Here is a 21556-nt window from a genome sequence, read left to right as displayed (position 1 = left end):
GTCGGGCGCGTCAAGCCGCATCAAGATGCGGCCGGATCGCGCTGTTGTCGGCAAGCGGCAGTCCGCAAACTTTCCTCGATCAATTGATCCGCCTGCACAATATGCGCTGGGCCGAACAAGGAGGCGGTGTGTTGGCCAACGCCGCCGTCGAGCAATTCCATCGGCTCTCACTTCCCTTGCTCGACGCTCACGGTCTGGTGCGATGCTGGCTGTTCGCGATCGATGGCGGAACCGTCGGCGCCTATTACGGATTTCACCACCGCGGCCGTGCCTATGCTTATCTCGGTGGCTTCGACCCTGCTTATGCCGAGGAGAGTCCAGGTGCGATCCTGATTGGCCACGCAATCGCGGAAGCGATCCGCGAAGATGCGCGCGAGTTCGATTTTCTGCGCGGCCAGGAGGCCTATAAATATGGCTGGGGCGCCGTCGACAGGTGGACGATGCGCAGGGTCTGGACGCGGAGTTGATGCATGAGTGTAACCGCACCGAAAGCCGCCCGGCGCACGACATCGGTCAGGCTGGCGGTTGAAGACTGCATGGCCGATGGCATTTGCGCCGAAGGTGTTCTCGTCAGGCTGGCGCTCCACCTGCCGCCCACAATTGGAGCGGCGGAATTGGCGGAGGTCGTGCTGAAGGTCCAGCCGGCGGATGCCGGCGACGCAGCAAGGCTGCGAAAGGTCGCCGGACTGCTGCGCTGCAAACCAGACGTCTTCGCCATGTTGCGGGCAACGGGTGGCGCCGTTCGGCATGAGCGCGATGAGGGCGAGACGAATGTCGCTGTCGTCATGCGGCTGGCCTCCAGCTTCGATGCCGCGGCAGCGATTTCGGGAGCCGCGAGTGTCCAACTGGCATCCCTCGGCGATGAGGCAAGGCTCACAGTCACGACCAACGAAATCGTCGCATGGCTGGAGGCGCGAGAATTCACCGGAAGGGAACGGAGCATTCTCGACATCGGATGCGGCATCGGCAGTTTCGAGCGCGCGCGGTGCAAATCCTTCAAGTGGATGGTCGGCATCGACATATCGCCGCGGATGATCTCCATCGCCTCCGAGCAATGCGCCGCACTCGGCAATGTCGAGTTGCGACAAACCTCCGGTCTCGATCTGTCCGAATTCGCCGACGCCAGTTTCGATTGCGTGCTGGCGGTGGACAGCTTTCCCTATCTGGTTCTGGCCGGCATGGCTGATCGGCATTTCGACGAAATTGCGCGCGTTCTGAAACGGCCGGGCTGGCTCGCCTTGCTGAACTATTCCTATCGCGGATCACTTCTCTCAGACCGCGATGATATCGGCCGTCTGGCGCAAGCTCATCAATTGCGGGTCCTCATCGACGGCGAGAAGCCGTTTCGGTCGTGGGATGGCGACGCCTTTCTGCTCGCTGGGTGAAGCGGAACATTACAGCGCGATGCCAGTTCGGACGTCGAACAACGGGCACCGACGAGTGTCCCCGATTCGAAGGAGGATATCATGGCATCCGGCGGTAAAAAACATTTCGGCCGCAGCAGCCAGGCAAGAGTGCCGGCGCCGGCGCGGTGACCTCCCCGGAGAAGGACGAGATCGAAGAAAACGCGGTCTTGTCGAATCGCAACAAGAAGCAGCATGGCCAGGAGCGCGGGCTGGACGGCAATCGGATCAAGCCCGATCAATATCAGGATCACGCCGCTGACCGATTGCCTAGGGATTGAACGCCACCGCCGCGCGTCCATGGCCCGGGACGACGAAGGACCGGGACGACGAAGGACCGGGACGACGAAGGAGCAGCAAGGAAATAAACCTGTGCAAGGGGCCGCTGGTGAGCTTCTTGGCGGTTGACACCGCCTTGTAATGCCAGGCGCTTATCACCACACTAGGATCAAGGGACCCGCTATCAAGAGAATGTGATGTCTCGTTCGAGCGACGATACCCCGGATCCGCATGTCGAGATGGCTGTGGATCAGGAGATTGCTTCCCTGCTGGCCGCCATAGAGCAGGAAAAAATTCCAGACCGCCTGACCAAGCTGGCGATCGAATTGCAGAACGCGCTCGTCGAGAAACGTCGGCGCGACGTGAAGAACTGACTATCTGCGGCCGTCGACCTCGACATCGAGCTGACCATCCGACAGCTGGTTTCGTCTTTCTATCAATGTCTGCAGCGAACTCTCCCCCAGGAATTCAAGGATGTTGGCGCGCGCACGGTTCAGGCGGCTTTTGACCGTTCCGACCGCGCAACCGCATATGTCGGCGGTTTCCTCGTAGCTCACTCCCAAAACGCCGATCAGCATCAGGACCTCGCGTTGGTGTTCAGGCAGCCTTTGAATGGCGCCGTGAACTTCCTTGCTCTGAACGGTCCATTCCTGGGTGGCTTCCGAAATTGGTCTCGAAGACGCGCAATCGAGCAGGCCGGGCGCCTCCCGGGCAGCGATCTTGACCCGGGTATAGTAAGTGTTGCGCATGATGGTGAAGAGCCACGACTTCATGCGCGTACCGGGTTCGAACTTGTCGATGTTGGCGAGACCCTTGGTCAGTGTCTCCTGCACGAGATCGTCAGCGTCGTCGGGGACGCGGCAGAAGGTGCGCGCGAATGCCCGCAGGGCAGGTATCAGGTCAACGATGGAAACTTCATTGGTTTCCTGGTCGGCCAAAAGGCAGCCTCCGGATGACAATGGTCCAGCTCCCAGAAGAAAGAGTGTGTGAACGCAGCCCCAGCTAAATGCATGGAAGTTTGGTTCGTTCCTCGTGCCGGAGACAACTCTTCATGAATTGTGCGCAGGCGGAGATATCTGTCATCCGATCGGCGCGCACCATCGCCGCAGCAGTCCCGGCTCCTCCGACAGCGGTGTCTCCAGCGTCCATTTTTTACGGGAACAAAGCTGCTCACCGGCAGTTTGATGGCTTGACCACTTCAACCTTCCGGTATCGATCGAGGATCTGTCATGGCCAAATCCGCTCGCCCCTCCGCTCGCCAATCGGCAAGTGGACTGGATCAGAATAGCGCGCGCGGAAATGGCGGCGAGTTGCACCAGATCGCGGGGGACGACACGCCTGCCCTTACGACGGCGCTCGGAACGCCTGTCTCCGACGACCAAAACACATTGCGGATCGGTGAGCGCGGACCATCGCTGATCGAAGACTTTCACTTTCGCGAGAAGATTTTCCACTTCGACCACGAACGCATCCCGGAAAGGGTCGTTCATGCCCGCGGCTATGGCGCGCATGGTTTTTTCGAGACCTACGAGTCACTTGCCAAATACACACGTGCCGACATTTTCCAGCGAGCTGGTGAAAAGACGCCGGCATTCGTTCGTTTCTCGACGGTTGCCGGCAACAAGGGTTCGTTCGATCTCGCCCGCGACGTGCGCGGCTTCGCGGTCAAGCTCTACACCAAGGAGGGCAATTGGGATCTCGTCGGCAACAACATCCCGGTCTTCTTCATCCAGGACGCCATCAAGTTTCCCGATCTGATCCACGCCGCCAAACAGGAGCCCGACCGTGCCTTTCCGCAGGCACAGACGGCGCACGACAATTTCTGGGACTTCATCAGCCTGATGCCGGAATCAATGCACATGGTGATGTGGATCATGTCGGATCGCGCGATCCCGCGTTCCTTCCGCTTCATGCAAGGCTTTGGTGTGCACACGTTCCGCCTCGTCAACGCGAAGGACGAATCCACCTTCGTCAAATTCATCTGGAAACCGAAGCTCGGCATGCAATCGGTGGTCTGGAACGAGGCGGTCAAGATCAATGGTGCCGATCCCGACTTCCATCGCCGCGATTTGTGGGAGGCCATACAGGCCGGCAATTTCCCGGAATGGGAGTTGACGGTGCAACTGTTCGATCAGGCATTTGCCGACAGTTTCGACTTCGATATCCTGGATGCAACGAAGATCATTCCCGAAGAGGTCCTCGAACCAATTCCGGTCGGTCGGCTGGTGCTCGACCGGATGCCGGACAATTTCTTCGCCGAGACCGAGCAGGTGGCGTTCATGACGCAGAATGTGCCGCCCGGAATCGATTTCTCCAACGATCCGCTACTGCAAGGCCGCAACTTCTCTTATCTCGATACCCAATTGAAACGGCTGGGCAGCCCGAACTTTACCCATCTGCCGATCAACGCGCCGAAGTGCCCGTTCGCCCATTTTCAACAGGACGGGCACATGGCCATGCGCAACCCGGCCGGTCGTGCCAACTATGAGCCGAACTCATGGGGACTGGGACCGCGCGAGGATCCGCAGCGTGGCTTCCGTTCTTTCGCCGATGCCGAACAAGGGCAGAAAGTACGTCTGCGCGCGGAGAGCTTCGCCGATCACTACAGCCAGGCCCGGCAATTCTTCAACAGCCAGACACCACCGGAGCAGCGTCACATCGCGATGGCGCTGACGTTTGAACTGAGCAAGGTCCAGGCGCCGGCAATCCGCGAGCGCATGGTTTCGCATTTGTTGAACATCGATGAAACGCTGGCGACCACGGTCGCCGATAAGCTCGGCATCCGTGACCTGCCCGAACCTGCCGAAGCCGCCGTTCCGCCGCGCGATGACTTGCCGCCGTCGCCGGCGCTCAGCATCATCCAAAATGGACCCAATAGTTTCGAAGGCCGCAAAGTCGGTGTCATGCTCAGCGATGGAGCCGATGTCGCGCTGTTCGAGGAACTTCGTTCCGCCATCGAAGCGGAAGGCGCGGTGATGGAGGTGGTTGCGCCCAAGGTGGGTGGCGTCGAAGCCGCCGACGGCACCCACATCGAGGCAAGGCACATGATCGACGGCGGTCCGTCCGTATTGTTCGACGCGGTGGTGCTGCTCCTCTCCGAGGCGGGCGCCGAGTTGCTGGTCAAGGAGGCCGCTGCGAAGGATTTCGTGTCTGATGCGTTTGCGCACTGCAAGTTCATCGGCTTCACCCCGGGGGCCGAGCCGCTCCTGGCCAAAGCAGGCGTCGCTCCCGATGCCGATGAGGGGCTGACGCGGCTGGATTCGGCAGCTTCGGTAACTGCATTTGTGCGGTCATGCCGGAAGCTGCGGCTCTGGGCGCGGGAGGCGGCTGTCAAGCTTTGATGCGATGACGTCAGCTGTTTTCCGCTGGCATGTCCGCAGGCTTTGGTTTGCCGCCAACCCAGTCCGCACCCCGATCTACGAGCGATCTTCCTTGCTGGACGCTTGCCGCTGCTTTTCCAGGACCTCATCGGTCCCGACCAGCTTCTTTGCTCCGCCTGAAATGGTCGTGGACACCACTGAGGGCGGATCGCTCGCCGGAAAGGAATCCTCCAATCCCGCCTGCAGTTGGTCCTCGAGCGTGCGTGGTTCTTCGGAACGGCCGGGCGTTCTGCGTGTGTCTATCTTCTCAAGCGGCTGTTTCCTCTCTGGCGAATCGTTGGCGTTCCGGACCAGGGCGTAAAGTTGCTCGATCGCGAATTCCTTGATCGTTTCGAAATCGGCGCGATCGTCCTCTGCCGCCTCGATCTGATCAACCATGGCTTTCTCGAAGCGGTCGAGGCTGTCGCCTCCGCAGGCATGGGAAAGGCGCAACAGGGCTTCGTTCAGCATCAACGGAGCAAAATGTGCTGAAGCTTCAAGCCTGAGTTGTCTTAGACGATCCGGAGTGGCGGCCTGCAACTTTGACATGGACAACCTCCTTTCTCCCACAAGCGTCTCAACGACATTTGACCGCCGATGTTCCACTGCGCCTGAACATCCTTCCCGCCCGGCGAGCTACAGGAACCAGCTTGCCACCAGTCCCGCCGACGCCGCAAAGATCGCCAGGGTCGTCACGCCGCCCAGGATGTTCGTGCTTATGCTGTTGACCTTGTCGCCCATGATCTTGCGATTGTTGGTCATGATCAGGATGAGAAGCAGCAGAGGTGGCGTTGAAAATCCTTGCACGACGCCCGACCAGACCAGGGCTTTCATAGGGTTGAAGCCGAAGAAATTGAGACCCACCGCCACCAGCGTTATGATCCCAATCACGATGTAGAATTTGGGAGCCTGGCGGGGTTTGGCATGCAGGCTATTCTTCCATCCCATCGCCTGAGCGAAATCGAAAGCGGCGCCAGCGGTCATGATCGGCACGGCCAGAAAGCCAACGCCAATTACACCGACCGCAAACAGAATGCTGGCAGCGTCGCCGGCAAGCGGCCGCAGCGCTTCGGCCGCCTGCGCCGCTGTCTCGATCTGCGTCTGCCCGGCCTTGTAGAGCGTCGAACCTGTCGAAAGAATGATGAAATACATGATCAGATTGGAGAACGTCATGCCGATCAGGATGTCGCGGCGGGATCGGCGCAGTTCGCTCTCCGTGGCGCCTTTGCGCTCTTCGAGGCTCGTTCGACCCTTGGCTATCTCCTCCTCCACCTCCTGATTGGACTGCCACGTGTAAAGGTATGCGGAGAGCGTGGTCCCGATGATGGCGACGAGGATGGACAGGTATTCGCGGCTGAATTCGATTTTTGGCAACAGCGTGCCGCGCAGGACAGAGGCTGCATCCGGTTTGGCAAGCACCGCGGAGACCACATAGGCAAGCAGAGCCAGAGCCAGCCACCGGAACACATTTCGGATCAATTTATACGATCCGAACACCTGCAGGGCAAAAATGACGACCGCAACGGCAATGACGACCAAGGGAGCAGGCAGAGGAACGAACAGCACGATGGCCGCCGACATGGCGCCAAGATCTGCGGCTGCCTCGATCGTGTTGCCAATCAGCACGCCCACCAGCACGGACCATAGCAGCCAACGCGGATAGAAGTCCGATATGACCTTGAAAAGCCCGCGACCCGAAACCTGGCCAAGCTTGGATGAAAGATAGACGACGACATACATCATCGGCAGCGTGACAGGTGCCGTCCACAGCAGGTCAGGCCCGAACCGCGCTCCGGCGCTCGCGTAGGTACCGATGGCCGAGCAGTCGTCATCGGCCGCGCCGGTGATCAGACCAAGCCCGAGAGCCCGAACGACGCCGCCCTTTTTTTGCCCGCTTGCCCTTTGGCCCTCGTCAGGTGGCTTGTTCATTGAAGGCGCGTCTTTACCGAGGCCACGCAAGAAATCATGACGAACATTCCAATCGGACGGCGATGAAGCAGCCGTTTCAAGCTGCATTGAGATCGAGGCTCGAACCTCTGGTCAGGCTTTTTGTTCCTGGACCAGTCCCGGCCCGCGACGACGTTTCATCCGATGCGGGTTCTTTCGGCGGAGCCGGACATCCAAGCGAATGCTCCGCTCCACTGAAGAAGGGTGTCGGAGCCTGTCATTCAGGCGACTTGGCACAAAACTTTCCCCGAAAGAAAATCCCGCGGCGCCAAAGTCGAGTGTTCGGCCCAGCCCGTTCATCCGCTTGGTCAGCGGCTCGTACCGCCGCCGATCGCCATCCGTAAGCCGAGGCCGATGATGAGACAGCCGGTGAGCCGCTGCTGCCAAAGCCTTGCGCGAGGGTGCCGCATGACCCATGCCCCGGCCGCGCCCGATGCCAAGGCATAGGCTCCCAGCACCAGCACACCGGTTATCTTCTGTGTTGCGCCAAGCAGCACCAGCTGCGACGTGACGGAGCCCCTGTGCGGATCGACAAACTGCGGCAGGAACGCAACCATGAACATCAAAGGCCAGGGATTGCTCAGATTGGCGATCATTCCTTCCCGGGCGGCGGCGAGCGGCCGCAGGGCCTTGAGGTCACCCGTGGGAATGGTTGCCGAGGATGAAAGCAGCAGCCGGACACCCAGCCAGACGATGTAGGCCGCCCCGGCCCATCGAAGCAGATTGAACGCCAGGGGCGAGGCGTGGACAAGCGAGGACAGGCCGAATGCAATCAGCGGAAGCTGCACAAGTCCGGCGCCCAGCGTCATGCCGAGCACCGTGAGCAGCGCCACGTCGCGCCCCTGTCCAATGCCGCGGGCCATCACCAGCATGCTGTCGGGACCTGGCGGCACCTGCATGAGAATGACGGTTCCGACAAAAGCTATCCACAATGAGGGATCGATGGGGCATCTCCGTTAGCGCTGCCGATGACATCAAAGCGGCCAGCCGTCATCCGGGTTCCGCGGCAAATGAAAATGTCCCATCGCGAAGAACCAGGCATGAACCGTCAGATGGAACGCGGTGCCAGTCCTGGAAGTTGAAAAAAGCCGGAGCCGTTCCTGAGCCGGTTTTGGAGGCCTACCCGTGCATGAACCAATAAACGCCTTCCCGCTCCCGCTGGACACGTCTCCGATGGAGGCCAAGCTTGCCGATGAAATCCCCCGGGATGGAAACCGCTGGCAGTACGAGCCCAAATGGGACGGGTTTCGCTGCCTGGCTTTCAAGAGCGACGACACCGTTGACCTGCGCGCCAAATCCGGCAAGCCGCTCGGCCGCTATTTTCCAGAAATCACGGACATTTTGCGTGACCTCAAGCGCGGGCATTTCGTCCTCGACGGCGAGATTGTCATTGAGGTTGACGGTGAGCTTTCCTTCGAGGCGCTGCAGATGCGCCTTCACCCGGCACAAAGCAGAATCCGCAAACTGAGTTCGCAGACGCCTGCCAGTCTGATCCTCTTCGACATGCTTGCCAGGCCGGGCGGCGAGGTCATCACGGGCAAGCCACTTGTGGAACGGCGGCGAGCGATCGAGGACTTGGTGACCTCCTCGAACAGTCCAGATCTTCGCCTGTCGAAGTGCACTTATGATGCAGCCACGGCGGCTCGATGGCTACACGGCTCCGGCCATGCATCGACCGACGGCATCATGGCCAAAGTGCTTGATGAGCATTATCTGTGCGGCGAACGTGCGATGGTGAAGGTAAAGCCGAGGCGCACCGCCGATTGCGTTGTCGGCGGTTTCCGTTATCTCGCGGACAGTCGTGAGGTTGGCTCGCTGCTCCTCGGCCTCTACAATGACGACGGCAAGCTCGATCACGTCGGCTTCACGTCGACCATCGCCAGGACCGACAGAGGAGCGCTCACGCGCCGGCTGGAAGGGCTGCGGTCAGAGCCCGGATTCACCGGCAAGGCGCCCGGCGGCCCGAGCCGCTGGAGCACGGAGCGCAGCGGACAATGGGAACCCTTGCAGCCTGAACTGGTGGTGGAGGTCCGCTTCGACCACGTTACCGGCAATCGATTCCGCCACGGCACCAAACTGCTGCGCTGGCGCCCCGACAAGGCGCCACGGCAATGCACGTTTGAGCAGATCGAATAGACCGCTCCTGGAAGATCGCTTCCAGAAACCTGTCACGATTTATTGTGACGAAGGAACCAACTCGGGATTCACCGGTTCGGACACCATCCACCGGAGCTACCCCGACATGCCAAATGCAGCAGAAATTCTCATCGATACGCTCGTCGCCTGGGACGTGGAGGTGGTGTTCGGCTTGCCGGGAGACGGCATAAACGGCGTCATGGAAGCGTTGCGGACGCGGCGCGACAAGATTGCCTTCGTTCAGGTCCGGCATGAAGAGTCGGCTGCCTTCATGGCATGTGCGTATGCCAAGTGGACAGGAAAGCTGGGCGTGTGCCTTGCGACGTCCGGTCCCGGCGGAACACATCTTCTGACCGGCCTCTATGACGCCAAGCTCGACCAGGCTCCGGTGCTGGCGATTACGGGCATGCAGTTCCACGATCTGATCGAGACGTTCACGCAACAGGATGTCGATCTGACGCGCGTGTTCCACGATGTCTCCGTTTACAATGCACATGTCGCCGACGCCGCGCATATGGAAAACGTCGCCAGCCTTGCCTGCCGAACCGCGCTGGCGCGCAAGGGCGTCGCCCATCTTTCGATTGCCAGCGACATCCAGGAGCAGGAGAGCGATCCGTCGAAGCGCTCCAAGCGCAATCGCCCGGCGCACACGCCGCAGGATATGTTCGCCGGTCACAGCGTACCGCTGGAGGTTGAGCTCGACAAAGCCGCCGCCATTCTCAATGACGCTTCGCGGGTTGCGATCCTGGCCGGACGCGGCGCCATCGGCGCGGCCGCCGAACTCGAACACACGGCGCGACTGCTGCAGGCGCCTGTCGCGAAGGCCTTGCTGGGCAAGGCGGTGCTGCCGGACGACCATCCCTACACCACCGGCGGGATCGGCATTCTTGGAACCCTGGCTTCGCAAGAGGCGATGGAGAGCTGTGATGCGGTGCTGATTGTCGGTTCGACCTTTCCCTATATCGAATACTACCCGCAGCCCGGGCAGGCCCGTGGCGTCCAGATCGACTGCGATGCGCAGCGGATCGGCTTGCGCTTTCCGGTCGAGGCCGGCCTTGTCGGCGACGCGGCCGAGACATTGCGCGCGCTGAACCAACGTCTGACGCAGAAGCCCTCCGATGAGTTCCTGCACCGTTCCCAGGAGACCATGAGGAAATGGCGCGAGATGATGCGGCAGTCGGAAGACATGCAGGCGCAACCCTTGAAGCCACAGGCGATTGCCCGGGCGTTCGGACAACGGTTGGCCGACGACACGGTGCTGGCCACGGATTCCGGTCAGAACACGGAACTGGCCGCCCGCCATGTCGATCTTCGCAGCGGCCAGGCATTTGGGGTGTCCGGATCGCTGGCATCGATGGCTTGCGGTCTCGCCTACGCCATCGCTGCCGGCATCGCGTTTCCCGGTCGACCGATTGCCGCCATCGTCGGCGATGGCGGCTTTGCCATGCAGCTCGGCGAATTCTCGACGGCGGTGCGCTACAAGATCCCGCTGAAGGTTCTGGTGATCAAGAACAACATGCTCAATCAGATCGCCTGGGAGCAGATGATGTTTCTGGGGAATCCGCAATTCGGTTGCGAATTGCAGCCGATCGATTTTGCCATGGCGGCGGAAGCAATGGGCGCAAAGGGTTTTCGCATCGAGCGGGCCGATCAGATCGAGACGGTTCTCGACCAGGCTTTCGCCACGGAAGGCCCTGTCGTGATCGAAGCGCTGGTAGATGCGTATGAGCCGCTGATGCCGCCCAAAATGCCGGCAGATTACGCCAAGAACTTCCGCCAGGCCCTGCCGCGGACACCGGGACACGAACGCATAGAAGAAAACATCGCCCGGGAGCCGGCGAAATCGATGATGGACGCCTAGAGGCACGGAGGTGAGAACAGCGCCTCAGTGGCTTCAATCTGGATCTTTCCAGATGAACCGGAGCTCCGGTGCTCTTCCGGCTGACGGATGCGGATCATGAGCTTCGACGCGCTCTTTTCGACCTCGATCTGCTATGGCAACGGCGCCCCGCAAGCCGGTTGGACACTGGCGCTTCCCATCACATTGCCGCTCCTGGCAGTCGTGTCGCTCTATACAGCGGGCGCCAGCCGACTGTGGCGACGGAGCGGACGCGGACGCCGCTTGCGATCACGGCAGGCCTTCCAGTTTGCTGCCGGCTGGGCCGTCCTGGCGTTCGCCCTTGTAAGCCCGATCCATGCGTTGGGCGAACATGTGTTTGCGGCGCACATGATCGAGCATGAATTGCTGATGGCGGTCGCAGCGCCTCTGCTGGTTGCCTCCCGCCCGACAGCGGCGATGATGTGGGCACTGCCGGTACAGCTGCGCCAGATATTCGGAGCGGCCGGACATGCAAATACGCTTCGGGCGATCTGGGCGTTCATCAGCCGCCCTGTGGTCGCGACCGTCCTGCACGGAGCCGCGATATGGATCTGGCATGTCCCGGCGCTGTTCGAGGCTGCCCTCCAGCAGGGTTTCCTGCACTATGCCCAGCATGCGAGCTTCCTCGGTACCGGGCTATTGTTCTGGTGGGTGCTGCTGCCTCGCCCTGGCCGCGAGCACGCTTGCGGCAATGCGGTGATGCATCTCTTCTTCACCTCGCTCCACACCGGGCTGCTCGGGGTTTTGCTCGTCGTCTCGCCAAAGCTGTGGTATCCGGCTAATGCCGTCGGCTCGGATCTGTGGGGGCTCAGCCCGCTCGAGGACCAGCAACTTGCAGGCTTGATCATGTGGATTCCCGCTGGCCTGATCTATGGCGGAGCCGCACTGCTCTTGGTTGCTTTCTGGATTCAAACGAGCAGTCGGCGGCATCAGGCTCCCCAGGAGTTGCGCATCGTCTAACCCGCACCGCTTCACGTCGGTTTTCACCGGGCGGTGTTGCCAAGCATCCTTTTTCAGCCAGCTGCGTTATGGCCTTGGCAACGATGGTGGATCCTTCATGGCGAGGTGCATGAGTCCGTTGGCCCGCTCTCGCAGGCGGACATGACCGCAAATGTCGCTTGCCTTTACATGTCCAACGCAAATCCTGACTGGCATTGTTGCGGGAAAGGCTGCGCAACCGCGTTTGAGGTGGGTCAGCGCAGCGTCGATGTTGGTATTGGCAGGATGCGGCGATCGGCAATCGGCCCTCCATGCACACGGTGCGAACGCCCGGAGAATCCTTGATCTGATCTGGTCTTTCAGCGCAGTCGCGGCGGCCACGTGGCTGCTTGTCATGCTGGTCTTGGCGGCAGCGCTTTTGCGTCGCCGCCTCTCCGAGACAACGCGCTCGCCGCTTGAGATCGATTCACATCAGGAGCGCCGATTTACCCGCGCTGTCGGCAGCGCCGTTGCGTTGACCGTTCTGGTGCTCGTCATGATGACGATAGCGAGTTTTTTCGCCGGCAAATCCATTGCTTCGCTGAGCGGAACGGAAACGCTTGCCGTGCGGATCACGGGGCACCAATGGTGGTGGGAGGTCCGGTATGCCGGTAATGATCCCTCGCAATCGATCGTCACGGCAAATGAAATCCATGTCCCGGTTGGCGAACCGGTCAAGGTCGAACTCGATTCGCTCGATGTTATTCATAGCTTCTGGGTGCCGAACCTTGCCGGTAAGCGCGATCTCATTCCGGGCCGGCCAAGCCAGCTTACCCTCATCGCCGATAAGCCCGGCATCTATCGTGGCCAGTGTGCCGAATTCTGCGGCTATCAGCACGCCCATATGGCCATCACCGTCATCGCGGAAAGCCGCGAAGCGTTCGACGCATGGCAATCCAGGCAAAACGCCGTCGCATCCGCGCCTGGCGGCGAGGAAGAACGCCGCGGCCAACAGGCATTTCTTTCCACCGGCTGTGCGCTCTGCCATACGATAAGAGGCACGCCTGCCAGCGGAACGGTCGGTCCTGATCTTACGCATCTCGCCAGCCGACGTGCACTGGCCGCGGATACGCTGGCCATGACCCCTGGCGCGCTCGCCGCCTGGATTGCCGATCCACAGTCGATAAAGCCCGGCGCCAAGATGCCGCGCATTGCCCTTAGCGCCGACGATCTCAACGCGGTCGTCGCCTATCTCGGAAGCCTCGAATGAGCGGCATTGGGGGAAAGCCGGCCGAGCATACCCAGGAGGGCCTGAAAGGCATCCGTGACACCGGCCTCGAAGAGGTGAGACTGCGCGCCTTTCTGGCGCATGCCTGGCGAACGCCGAAAGGCTTCTACGGCTGGCTGGTCACGGTCGATCACAAGCTGATCGGACGGCGCTATATCGTGACGGCTTTCCTGTTTCTCGCCCTTGCGGGTCTATCAGCGCTCGCCATGCGTTTCCAGCTTGCCCAGCCGGAGGCCGGCCACATCGGCCCCGATCTCTACAACCAGCTGTTCACCATGCATGGCACGACGATGATGTTTCTGTTCGCCGTACCGGTGATGGAAGCTTTCGCCATTTACCTGGTGCCGCTGATGATCGGCACTCGCAATGTCGCCTTTCCGCGGCTCAATGCATTCAGCTACTGGGTCTATCTTTCCGGCGGGCTGATGATCTGGATCGCCTTCGCCTTCGAAACCGGTGCGGATGCCGGCTGGTTTTCCTACGTACCGCTCGCCGGACCCGAATATGGCATCGGCAAGCGCCCCGATTTTTGGGCGCAGATGGTGACCTACACTGAAGTGTCCGCGCTCGCGGTAGCGGTCGAGATCATCGCGACAGTGTTCAAACAACGTGCTCCCGGCATGTCGCTTGACCGCATCCCGCTCTATGTCTGGTCCGTCCTCGTCACGGCTTTCGTCATCCTGTTCGCCATGCCGGCCGTGATGGTCTCGAGCACAATGCTGATCCTGGACCGCCTGGTCGGCACGAAATTCTTCGATCCCGCTGCAGGCGGCGATGCACTGCTGTGGCAGCATCTATTCTGGTTCTTCGGCCATCCCGAGGTCTACATCATCTTCGTTCCGGCGACCGGCTTCGTCTCCGCGATCCTGCCGACCTTCGTTCGCCGCCCGATCTTTGGCTATCTCGGGATCGTCCTGTCGTTGATCGCGATCGGTTTTCTTTCCTTCGGCCTGTGGGTGCACCACATGTTCGCTACCGGCCTGCCGCAGCTCGGCGAAAGCTTCTTTACCGCTTCCTCGATGATGATCGCCATTCCGAGCGGCATTCAGATCTTCTGCTGGATTGCGACGATCTGGGGCGGCCGGCCGATCTTCGCCACGCCCATGCTTTTCGTGCTCGGCTTCATCTTCACCTTTGTGATCGGCGGCCTGACCGGGGTCATGGTCGCCTCGGTGCCGCTCGACCTGCAGGTACACGACACCTATTTCGTGGTTGCCCATTTCCACTATGTGCTGGTCGGGGGCGCCGTCTTCCCCCTGCTAGGCGCCGTTTACTACTGGTTTCCCAAGATCACCGGACGCATGCTGTCTGAGAGGCTCGGCCGCTGGAATTTCTGGCTCGTCTTCCTCGGGTTCAATCTCACCTTCTTCCCCATGCATATTCTCGGTCTGCAAGGCATGCCGCGCCGCGTTTATACGTATCCGCCGGCGAGCGGCTGGGGCGAGATGAACCTCTTCATCAGCCTCTCTTCACTGGTGGTGTTCGCCGGCTTTGCGCTTTTCTTCCTGAACCTCCTGCTCAGCCTTCGCAACGGCAGCATTGCCGGAGACAATCCCTGGGGCGCGAGCACGCTCGAATGGGCGACGACGTCGCCGCCGCCCTCCTACGATTTTTCGCGGCTGCCCGTGGTAACTCACCGCGAACCGCTTTGGGCCGAGCCCGATACGCTTCCCGTGGTCGAGGGTCTGCGTGTCGACGCACGCGAGGTGCTCGCCGGCACGGTCGCCGATGCGGTGCCGCAACTAAGGGTGCCATCGGCTGACAACTCGATCTGGCCGCTTCTGTCGGCCATTGCGGTGGGCGGTGCATTTCTCGGTTCGATATACACGCCATGGGCGGTGGTCTGGGGAGCGATCCCGGTTTCGATCGGCTTCATCTGTTGGTTCTGGCCGAAGGGCGAACCGGAGGACGAGGAATGAGGCACCGTCCCGTCGCCGGCGTCAGCCACCTGCCCACATATGATTTCGGGTCGGCGAGCCCGATGTGGTGGGGAACCCTTGCCTTCATTGCTCTCGAGGCAACAGGTTTTGCCTTGGCGATAGGCACCTACTTCTATTTGGCCGTGCTGGCCCGGCATTGGCCCATCGGAGCGCCGGCGCCAGATTTGCTGCCGGGCACGGCAGTGTTGATCATTCTGGTTGCGAGCGTCGTGCCCAACCACCTGATCGAGTTTTGGGCGCGTCGCCAGGACCTCGCGAAAGTTCGCCTTGGCATGGTCGTCATGTCGGTCGTCGGGATTCTTCCGCTGATCGTTCGCATCTGGGAATTTCCGGCTCTGCGGATTTCCTGGGATCAGAACGCTTACGGATCGATCGTGTGGTTCCTACTTGGACTGCATACCACGCATCTTCTTACCGATGTCGGCGACACGATCGTCCTGGCGGTTCTCATGTTCACGCAAAAAGGCAAGGCGGGCCGCCGCTTCAGCGACGTCTCGGACAATGCGTTCTACTGGGACTTCGTCGTCGTCTCATGGGTCGTGCTCTATCTTGTTATCTATTGGGCTCCGAGGATGTGAGATGCAGGCGATCCGTACCGGCGTTTCCTGGGCAGGCCTGGTCAGCGGGCCAGTTGCATGGGCAATAGCCCTGCAGCTCGATTACTCCATTGCATCCTGGCAGTGCCATGCCGGCTTTCGTCCCACTGCCTTGTTCTCATTGATAGGCGCCGCTGTCGCCCTGGCAGGCACGCTGCTGTCGTGGCACGCCGTTCATGACCGCGGACATGGTACGATCCCGCCCCGGAAGGCGCGCACGCGCGCGTTCCTTGCCAGGACTTCGGTGGGCATCGGGGCGCTGTTCACGCTCATCTTGCTGGCGCAAGTGGTGGCAGGGCTGATCTTCAGCGGGTGCGAATTGTGACGACGCCAAAGACGCGGAGATTGGCCATCCACCGCCGGTACGCGCTTTGGCCTGCCACGGGCATTCCATTTCCAGCCGTCATTTCTCGGTCGGTCGTACTCGTCTTGTTATCGTTGGCGGTTTGTACCGAGCTGCGGGCGAGCGAAATCCAGAGGGGTGAATATCTCACGCGAGCGGCCGACTGCATCGGCTGCCACACGTCCAATCCGAGCCGCCCCTTCGCTGGAGGCTATCGCGTGCCGACGCCCTTCGGCGATGTATACTCGACCAACATCACACCAGATCTCGAAACGGGCATCGGACGCTATTCCGCGGACGAGTTCGTGCGAGCCGTCCAGAAAGGTATCAGGCGCGACGGAGCCGATCTCTACCCCGCCATGCCCTATGACAGCTTCGCCGCAATGAGCCGCGAGGACGTGCTTGCGATCCGGGCCTATCTCCTTGCGCAGCCGCCGATTTCCCAGCCGCGGCCGCGAAACATTCTGCCTTTTCCATTCAACCAGCGCTGGACGGTTGCGCTGTGGAAGCTCGCGAACCTCCAAAGCGGCAGTTTCACGCCTGACCGGAGCCGGACCGCCGCATGGAACAGGGGAGCCTACCTTGTCGAGGTGCTCGGCCACTGCGGTGCCTGCCACACGCCAAGGAATGCGACGTTCGGCATGGATGAAGACCACAAGCTTGCCGGCGGCACCGCCGGCATCTGGCACGCCTTCAACATCACCAGCGACAAGATCGCAGGCGTCGGCGGCTGGAGCAACGAAGAGCTGTCTCGATTCCTCAAAACCGGCGCCGTGCCCGGGAAGGCCTACGCGGGCGGGCCGATGGCGGAAACGGTCATGAACAGCCTGCAGCATCTTTCCGACGACGACATCCAGGCTATTGTCGCCTATCTCAGGGACGTGCCCGCCCAACCGGGAGACGAGAAGCAGCCGCGTTTCTCATGGGGTAACGCGGCCGCGGCCGCGGCCGACGACATTGCTGGAACCGAAGGGATGACGCAAGGCAGCGGAACCGCAACCGGCGATGATCTCTATCGATCGCTCTGTTCGACGTGCCATGGGGCGAACGGAGGCGGATCATCAGACGGATCCTATCCGTCCTTGACCCGTAACAGCACCCCCGGCGCGGCCACGCCCGAGGATGTCGTCATGACCATCCTTGAAGGCGTCAAAGCTGGTGACGTGGCCGGGCGTCAATCGATGGCGGCCTTCGGCGGCTGGCTGGATGATGGCCAGGTGGCAGCTCTTGCAAATTACGTCACCGTGCGGTTCGGAAATCCCGACCTCAGCGTCACCGCGGCCGATGTACGCCAGATGCGGGCAGGAACGACAACCAGCCAGACGATCATGATTCTGGCGGCTCAATCACTTGTAGCGGGCGCCGCCGTGTTGATGCTTGGCCTGCTGCTTTTGCTGGCAAGACGCCTGCGCCGTGGGGCGACTTCAGCGCGCCTCATGTTCGCGCGTAGAGATAGGCGGTAATGTCGCGCGCCTCTTGAGGCGACAGATTTGTATTGGGCATGGCCGTCTTCGGGTCAACGTACCGCGCCCTGCTGATCCAGCGCATCATCGCATCCGGGGTGGCTCGCGACGGCCCGGTATATCCCTCTTTCGACGACGCCTTGCAGGGACGGACCGACGGTGCCACGGGCGCCGGGCACTCCCGGGATTTCGTGACATCCGCCACAGCCGTTGCGGATCATTGCCGGGACGGCCCGGTCAGGGTCGCCCCCGATGGCCTGTGCAATGGTGGTTTCCCGGAGATTGTCGCCGCGGACCAAGTTGATGGCGCAAACTACCGGAACAATGGCGATTGCCGCGAATACGCCTGCCACCCAGGGCAGCGCGGATGGCATCAACTTGACGGGTTGTCGGCTCATCCGCGCCTGCTGCCGCAGTCGCAAGACGCGGCCCGGTGGCCGCTGCAAGCGCCCTCAAACGCCCGATCATCCCCGGATCTCGCTGGAAACAACTCAATCATCGGCGATGAAAATCATACCAGCGGGCCGAACACGAATGTAGCCAGCAGAACAAGGAAAATCACAGCGGTAACTGCGATCGCCCACATGACGATCCTTCTTGTCCCCCGTTGCTCTTGCTTGCGAGAGATATCTTCTGACACAGTACGAAATCCTTGCTGCAAAATTCAACTGACGATAAGGCTCGGCATCTGCATGAGCCGGACCTGCCGGACTGTTGGGCCGCGTCTTGGAATTGGCCGCGGCCCGGGGCTCACGCGCTTACCAGCCCTGTCGACCGTACCAGTCATCGATATCGCGCCGCACACGGTCCTTTTCGAGGCCGTAACGCTCCTGGATCTTGCCTTCGAGTTGATCGCGCTTGCCGGCGATGCGGTCAAGGTCGTCATCCGTGAGTTTACCCCACTGCTCCTTGACCTTGCCTTTCACCTGTTTCCAGTTTCCTTCCACGCGGTTCCAGTCCATGACACCGTTCTCCTTCGGTTTGAAAACGTCTAACCTCGGAGAGCAAACGCAAATCAACGACGGATGTTCCTGGAACTCGACGCTCGTCTTGCTCTCACAGGCCGCGATCCATTCCTTTACGCTCAGCCTGCGTCATCAATTGAGGTCGTCCTGCTCGAAGGCGACGCCACGACCTTCGACCCAAGACGCCTCCACACCTTCCGCAACAGTTCCGCCACCAAGCAGGCGCAAGCGCTTTTCATCCTGTCGCCGCCGTCCGTCTAGAGGCACAGTCATCTTAAGCCAGCGTAGTCTGTCTCTGAGGGTCAGTGCTTCCTGCACAAATCAATATGTTAGGGGCTGGACTGGAGTGGCGGCCTCATTTTGTAAAAATCCGGGAGTTGGCAGCTTTGCCAGCTAAGCAGCGACGCCACCTAAATAGGCGCTGATGACCGCTTCGTTGCTCGCAAGATCACTGCCTGGTCCCTCAAGCACAACGCGCCCAGCCTTGAGCACATAGCCATAGTCGGCGAATTTCAAGGCGACTTTGCTATTCTGCTCCACAAGCAGGATGGTCACGCCTTCACGATTGAGGCGCTGCACGATGTTCATGACTTCCTTGATCAGTTGCGGCGCCAGACCCATGGAAGGCTCGTCGAGCAACAGCACCTTGGGCGCGGCCATGAGGGCCCTGCCGATCGCCAGCATCTGTTGCTCGCCTCCCGAGAGGTTCCTTGCATCGCCATTCTGTCTGCGCGCCAGGATGGGGAAGAGCTCGAAAACATGATCCAGCCGCCGGCGGCGCTCGGCGTCGTCGGCAAGCGTGAAAGAGCCCAGGTCAAGGTTCTCCTTGATCGTCATGTCGCCGAAAATACGCCTTCCCTCCGGAACGTGGACGAGCCCGCGATGCGGCAGGCGATGGGCAGGGACTTTGGTTATATCCTCGCCCAGGAAGCGGACACATCCGGAGGATGCGGCAACGAGGCCGGACAGCGTGCGCAGCGTGGTGCTCTTGCCCGCACCATTCGCGCCAAGCAGGGCGACGATCTGGCCGCGTTTGACCGAAAGGCTGACACCATGAAGGGCTTCGATGCCGTCATAGCGCGCGACGATGCGGTCCGCGGAAAGAACGATTTCGGCGTCCATCATTCCTCCGTACCGAGATAGGCTTCGATGACCCTGGGGTCTGTTCGCACGGCCTCCGGCCGTCCGTCGGCGATCTTCTGCCCATAGTCGAACACCACGATCTTCTCCGACACCTGCATGACCAGGCCCATATCATGCTCGATCAGCAGGACCGTGACGCCGGTTTCGTCGCGGATGCGGCGGATCAGGGGCACAAGGTCCAGCTTCTCGCGCTCGTTCAGGCCGGCGGCAGGCTCGTCCAGCAGGATGAGTTCGGGTGCCGACGCCAGGGCTCTTGCGAGTTCGAGCCGCCGTTGATCGCCATAAGAGAGACCGCCGGCGCGGCGATGCGCATGCTGCTCGATACCGACAAAATCGAGCCAGCGCATGCCAGCCGCGCGGATCGTCTCCTCCTCGCGCCGCTGTGCCGGCAAGTGCAGGATCGCCGACATGATGCCGTGGCGGCTGCGGCAATGCTGGCCGGACATGGCGTTTTCCAGAACGGTCATTTCCTTGAACAGCCGGATGTTCTGGAATGTGCGGGCGAGGCCGAGCGCGGTGATGCGATGCGGCGGCAAGCCGGTGATTGGCCGGCCGCCCAGACTGATCGAGCCGCCCTTCGGCTTGTAGAAGCCGGTCAGGCAATTGAAGAGTGATGTCTTGCCGGCCCCGTTCGGCCCGATAAGACTGTTGATGGCGCCTTTCTCAACTGAGAACGAAATGTCGTGAAGGACTTTCAGTCCTCCGAAACTGAGGCGCAGATCGCGGACTTCCAGCAGCGCCATGGTCAAACTCGCTTGTCCGGCCACAGCCCGTTCGGCCTGAAGAGCATGATTGCCAGCAGCGCAATCGCGGTCACCAGGGGACGATAGGTGCCTGCTCCGCGCAGCACTTCGGGAAGCAGGGCCACCAGAACAGCACCAAGGACGACGCCGGGAATGCGGCCCATGCCGCCCAGGACGACGCCGAGAAGGATGAGCAGCGACTGGTTGAAGGTGAAACTCTCCGGCGAGATGGCCGTCATCTTGGCCGCGTAGAGGCATCCGGCCACCGAAGCGATCACCGCGCCCATCATATAGGCTTGCAGCTTGGCCGTGACACGGTTGATGCCGATGCCAGCGGCGGCGTCCTCATCGTAGCGAACGTAGAACCAGGCTCGTCCCATTCGCGATCGCTCGACGCTCAGACAGACGAAGGCGGTGAGCAGCGCAAGCACCAGGAACGCATAGTAGAAGTGCTGCACCTGCATCAACCTGAAGCCGAATATCTCCGGGCGCTCGATGCCGATGAGTCCGCTCGCGCCACCGGTGATGTCGAGGTTGCGGGCGATGATGCGCACGATTTCGCCGAAGCCCAGCGTCACGATCGCCAGATAGTCGCTGCGCAATCTCAATGTCGGAGCCCCGATGATGATGCCAGCCACGCAGGCTGCCGCCATGGCGACCGGGATGGTGAGCCAGAAATTGAACCCGAATTCGGCGGTCAGGATGCCTGACGTGTACGCGCCGACTGCGAAGAAGGCGGCGTAGCCGAGGTCGAGCAGGCCGGCATAGCCAACGACAATGTTGAGGCCGAGGCACAAAACGACATAGAGCAGCGCCGTGGTCGCCACCTCGGTCACATAGCCGTTGGCGAATTGCGGCAACACCAGCGCGACGGCGAGTGCCGCCAGGCCGGGCAGCACGACGGACCAGCGCATCAATTGCGGTTGCACGGCTGCCGGCATGGTTCTCACTTCGTCGATCATCACACCCGCTCCACGACAGAGCGTCCAAGAAGGCCGGTCGGCTTGAACACAAGGAACAGGATCAGGGTCCCGAAAACGAAGACGTCACGCCACTCCGATCCGACGAAGGGCAAGGACGAACCGAAAGCCCCGAGCAGGCCGCTCAGCAAGCCGCCGAGCATGCCGCCCCGCACGCTGCCGATCCCGCCTATC

21 protein-coding genes and 1 pseudogene are annotated in these 21556 nt (G+C 61.2%); 12 read left to right on the top strand and 10 right to left on the bottom strand.

Annotation, left to right across the window (positions count from 1 at the left end; all coding sequences use genetic code 11):
* From EN906_RS02570 to EN906_RS02555, 3 genes are all read left to right on the top strand, one after another.
* The coding region (locus tag EN906_RS02570; protein WP_164777090.1) for a GNAT family N-acetyltransferase at positions 1-467 on the top strand (467 nt) is incomplete at its 5' end.
* A 3-nt stretch (positions 468-470) separates the two neighbouring features.
* Positions 471-1385 (top strand): class I SAM-dependent methyltransferase, encoded by a 915-nt coding sequence (locus tag EN906_RS02565; RefSeq protein ID WP_127375056.1) that lies wholly within the window; start codon positions 471-473, stop codon positions 1383-1385.
* A gap of 494 nt (positions 1386-1879) precedes the next feature.
* The gene (locus EN906_RS02555) at positions 1880-2056 is read left to right on the top strand and encodes a hypothetical protein (protein ID WP_127270589.1); all 177 of its coding nucleotides are present in this window, start codon (positions 1880-1882) and stop codon (positions 2054-2056) included.
* On the opposite strand, the gene EN906_RS02550 is transcribed toward EN906_RS02555, so the two are convergent.
* Complete coding sequence (locus EN906_RS02550) at positions 2057-2620, bottom strand: sigma-70 family RNA polymerase sigma factor (RefSeq protein WP_127270591.1); 564 nt, start codon at positions 2618-2620, stop codon at positions 2057-2059. It abuts the gene before it with no gap.
* Positions 2621-2911: 291 nt separating this feature from the next.
* On the opposite strand from EN906_RS02550, the gene EN906_RS02545 reads away from it, so the two are divergent.
* Positions 2912-5023: a catalase gene (locus tag EN906_RS02545; RefSeq protein ID WP_127270593.1), complete on the top strand. Its 2112-nt coding sequence runs from the start codon at positions 2912-2914 to the stop codon at positions 5021-5023.
* A gap of 75 nt (positions 5024-5098) precedes the next feature.
* Here the strand turns inward: EN906_RS02545 and EN906_RS02540 are convergent, their stop codons facing one another.
* From EN906_RS02540 to EN906_RS02530, 3 genes are all read right to left on the bottom strand, one after another.
* Positions 5099-5590, bottom strand: a complete 492-nt coding sequence (locus tag EN906_RS02540) for a hypothetical protein (RefSeq protein WP_127270596.1) — start codon at positions 5588-5590, stop codon at positions 5099-5101.
* 87 nt (positions 5591-5677) lie between these two features.
* Positions 5678-6970, bottom strand: a complete 1293-nt coding sequence (locus EN906_RS02535) for an Nramp family divalent metal transporter (RefSeq protein WP_127270605.1) — start codon at positions 6968-6970, stop codon at positions 5678-5680.
* A 326-nt stretch (positions 6971-7296) separates the two neighbouring features.
* Positions 7297-7887 carry a LysE family translocator gene (locus EN906_RS02530; protein ID WP_127270534.1) on the bottom strand — a complete coding sequence of 197 codons (591 nt, stop codon included), beginning with the start codon at positions 7885-7887 and terminating at the stop codon, positions 7297-7299.
* A 226-nt stretch (positions 7888-8113) separates the two neighbouring features.
* Here EN906_RS02530 and EN906_RS02525 point away from each other — a divergent pair, with 226 nt between their 5' ends.
* The 8 genes from EN906_RS02525 (at position 8114) to EN906_RS02490 (ending at position 17551) form a co-directional block, all read left to right on the top strand.
* A complete protein-coding gene (locus tag EN906_RS02525; protein ID WP_127270532.1) occupies positions 8114-9124 on the top strand; it encodes an ATP-dependent DNA ligase in 1011 nt (336 codons plus the stop codon).
* Between the two features lie 106 nt (positions 9125-9230).
* On the top strand, positions 9231-10985 hold the full coding sequence (locus tag EN906_RS02520) for a thiamine pyrophosphate-dependent enzyme (protein ID WP_127270599.1): 1755 nt from the start codon (positions 9231-9233) through the stop codon (positions 10983-10985).
* Between the two features lie 96 nt (positions 10986-11081).
* The gene (locus EN906_RS02515) at positions 11082-11963 is read left to right on the top strand and encodes a cytochrome c oxidase assembly protein (RefSeq protein ID WP_127266686.1); all 882 of its coding nucleotides are present in this window, start codon (positions 11082-11084) and stop codon (positions 11961-11963) included.
* Positions 11964-12210: 247 nt separating this feature from the next.
* The gene (gene coxB, locus EN906_RS02510; protein WP_164748824.1) at positions 12211-13191 is read left to right on the top strand and encodes a cytochrome c oxidase subunit II; all 981 of its coding nucleotides are present in this window, start codon (positions 12211-12213) and stop codon (positions 13189-13191) included.
* Positions 13188-15128 carry a cytochrome c oxidase subunit I gene (gene ctaD / locus EN906_RS02505; RefSeq protein WP_127266687.1) on the top strand — a complete coding sequence of 647 codons (1941 nt, stop codon included), beginning with the start codon at positions 13188-13190 and terminating at the stop codon, positions 15126-15128. Before coxB ends, ctaD begins: the two co-directional genes overlap by 4 nt.
* Entirely contained in the window at positions 15125-15727 is a 603-nt protein-coding gene (locus EN906_RS02500; protein ID WP_127266702.1) for a cytochrome c oxidase subunit 3, read from the top strand. Before ctaD ends, EN906_RS02500 begins: the two co-directional genes overlap by 4 nt.
* Position 15728: 1 nt before the next feature.
* The gene (locus tag EN906_RS02495) at positions 15729-16070 is read left to right on the top strand and encodes a hypothetical protein (RefSeq protein ID WP_127266688.1); all 342 of its coding nucleotides are present in this window, start codon (positions 15729-15731) and stop codon (positions 16068-16070) included.
* Between the two features lie 20 nt (positions 16071-16090).
* The gene (locus tag EN906_RS02490) at positions 16091-17551 is read left to right on the top strand and encodes a cytochrome c (RefSeq protein WP_164748822.1); all 1461 of its coding nucleotides are present in this window, start codon (positions 16091-16093) and stop codon (positions 17549-17551) included.
* Positions 17552-17604: 53 nt separating this feature from the next.
* On the opposite strand, the gene EN906_RS02485 is transcribed toward EN906_RS02490, so the two are convergent.
* From EN906_RS02485 to EN906_RS02460, 6 genes and pseudogenes are all read right to left on the bottom strand, one after another.
* A complete protein-coding gene (locus EN906_RS02485; RefSeq protein WP_164748821.1) occupies positions 17605-17949 on the bottom strand; it encodes a hypothetical protein in 345 nt (114 codons plus the stop codon).
* Between the two features lie 360 nt (positions 17950-18309).
* Positions 18310-18513, bottom strand: coding sequence for a CsbD family protein (locus EN906_RS02480; protein ID WP_023809505.1), 204 nt, complete (start codon positions 18511-18513; stop codon positions 18310-18312).
* A gap of 396 nt (positions 18514-18909) precedes the next feature.
* The gene (locus EN906_RS02475; protein ID WP_127266690.1) at positions 18910-19638 is read right to left on the bottom strand and encodes an ABC transporter ATP-binding protein; all 729 of its coding nucleotides are present in this window, start codon (positions 19636-19638) and stop codon (positions 18910-18912) included.
* Complete coding sequence (locus EN906_RS02470; RefSeq protein ID WP_127375055.1) at positions 19638-20402, bottom strand: ABC transporter ATP-binding protein; 765 nt, start codon at positions 20400-20402, stop codon at positions 19638-19640. Before EN906_RS02470 ends, EN906_RS02475 begins: the two co-directional genes overlap by 1 nt.
* A 2-nt stretch (positions 20403-20404) precedes the next feature.
* Entirely contained in the window at positions 20405-21364 is a 960-nt protein-coding gene (locus EN906_RS02465; RefSeq protein ID WP_236382683.1) for a branched-chain amino acid ABC transporter permease, read from the bottom strand.
* A pseudogene (locus EN906_RS02460) lies at positions 21364-21556 on the bottom strand (branched-chain amino acid ABC transporter permease); the annotation flags it as partial. The pseudogene EN906_RS02460 and the gene EN906_RS02465, both read right to left, overlap by 1 nt.

The organism is Mesorhizobium sp. M7A.F.Ca.CA.004.06.1.1, assembly GCF_003999135.1.
Classification (GTDB): domain Bacteria; phylum Pseudomonadota; class Alphaproteobacteria; order Rhizobiales; family Rhizobiaceae; genus Mesorhizobium.
This window is presented reverse-complemented; position numbering and strand designations above follow the sequence as displayed.